The organism is Streptomyces axinellae (assembly GCF_039532135.1).
In the GTDB taxonomy this organism is placed as follows: domain Bacteria; phylum Actinomycetota; class Actinomycetes; order Streptomycetales; family Streptomycetaceae; genus Streptomyces; species Streptomyces axinellae.
In genome coordinates this window covers 1-1,431 of the sequence record NZ_BAAARJ010000066.1, presented here as the reverse complement: position 1 = coordinate 1,431, position 1,431 = coordinate 1, and the positions used below count along the sequence as shown (strand labels likewise).

At 68.2% G+C, this 1,431-nt stretch carries 1 protein-coding gene; it reads left to right on the top strand.

Annotated elements, in window-relative coordinates:
* Positions 1-267: 267 nt before the first annotated feature.
* Positions 268-1,431, top strand: a 1,164-nt coding sequence (locus tag ABD339_RS33440; RefSeq protein ID WP_344570937.1) for an IS110 family RNA-guided transposase, incomplete at its 3' end; no start/stop codon positions are given.

Sequence of the window (1,431 nt, the reverse complement as noted above, 5' to 3'; positions counted from 1 at the left end):
CCCCGTTATGTTTTTCGCGGTTCCGCAATGGGGCCGCTGGCCTCCGGGCCCGGCATGACTTTTGCCCCCTGTCGAAGTCGATGACCTGGGGGGTGGTGTCACCGGGCCCGTGGGGTGCCGTGGGAGACGCTGATGAGAGACCTGGCCGTCACCCGGCCCGGCGCAATGCCGGTCCTTTCGCGGGTGGCTGGTCTGCATAACGTGGATGCGCGCGTACGGCGCCATTGCTCTGGCCAGCACCGCACGAGTTGTGTCCGGGAGGACGGGTTGCACGAGATCGGCGAGATAGGAGTCTTCCTCGGCCTGGATGTCGGCAAGAGCGCCCATCACGGGCACGGGCTGACTCCGGCCGGCAAGAAGGTCTTCGACAAGCCCCTGCCCAACAGCGAGCCGAAACTGCGGGCCGTCTTTGAGAAGCTGACCGCGAAGTTCGGCACCGTGCTGGTCATCGTGGACCAGCCCGCATCCATCGGCGCCCTGCCCCTGACGGTGGCCCGGGACACGGGCTGCGAAGTCGCCTACCTGCCCGGACTGGCGATGCGGCGGATCGCCGACCTCTATCCGGGCGAGGCCAAGACCGACGCGAAGGACGCCGCGGTGATCGCGGACGCGGCCCGCACGATGCCGCACACCCTGCGCTCGCTTCAGGTGACCGACCGGATCACCGCCGAGCTGACCGTGCTGGTCGGCTTCGATGAAGACCTGACGGCAGAGGCCACCCGCACCTCCAACCGCATCCGCGGCCTGCTCACCCAGTTCCACCCCAGCCTGGAGCGTGTCCTGGGGCCGCGTCTGGACCATCCGGCGGTGACGTGGCTGCTGGAACGCTACGGCTCCCCGGCAAGCCTGCGGAAAGCCGGACGCCGCAAGCTCACCGAAATGATCCGGCCCAAGGCCCCGCGCATGGCCCAGCGGCTGACCGATGACATCTTCACCGCGCTCGACGAGCAGACCGTCATCGTCCCCGGAACGGGCACCCTCGATGTCGTCATCCCGTCTCTGGCCCGGTCACTGGGGGCTGTTCACGAACAGCGACGGGCCCTGGAAACCCAGATCGGACAGCTGCTGGAGGCCCACCCTCTTCACCCGGTCCTGACGTCCATGCCCGGCGTCGGCGTCAGGACCGCCGCAGTTCTGCTGGTCACCATCGGCGACGCCACCGCCTTCCCCACCGCAGCCCACCTGGCCTCCTACGCCGGCCTAGCCCCGACCACGAAATCCTCAGGGACCTCGATCCACGGCGAACACGCACCACGAGGCGGAAACAGACAGCTCAAACGGACCATGTTCCTCTCCGCGTTCGCCGCCCTGCACGACCCCGCCTCCCGCACCTACTACGACAAGTGCCGAAGCCGGGGAAAGACCCACACACAAGCCCTCCTCCGCCTCGCCCGCCACCGCATCAGCGTCATCTACGCCATGCTCCGCGAC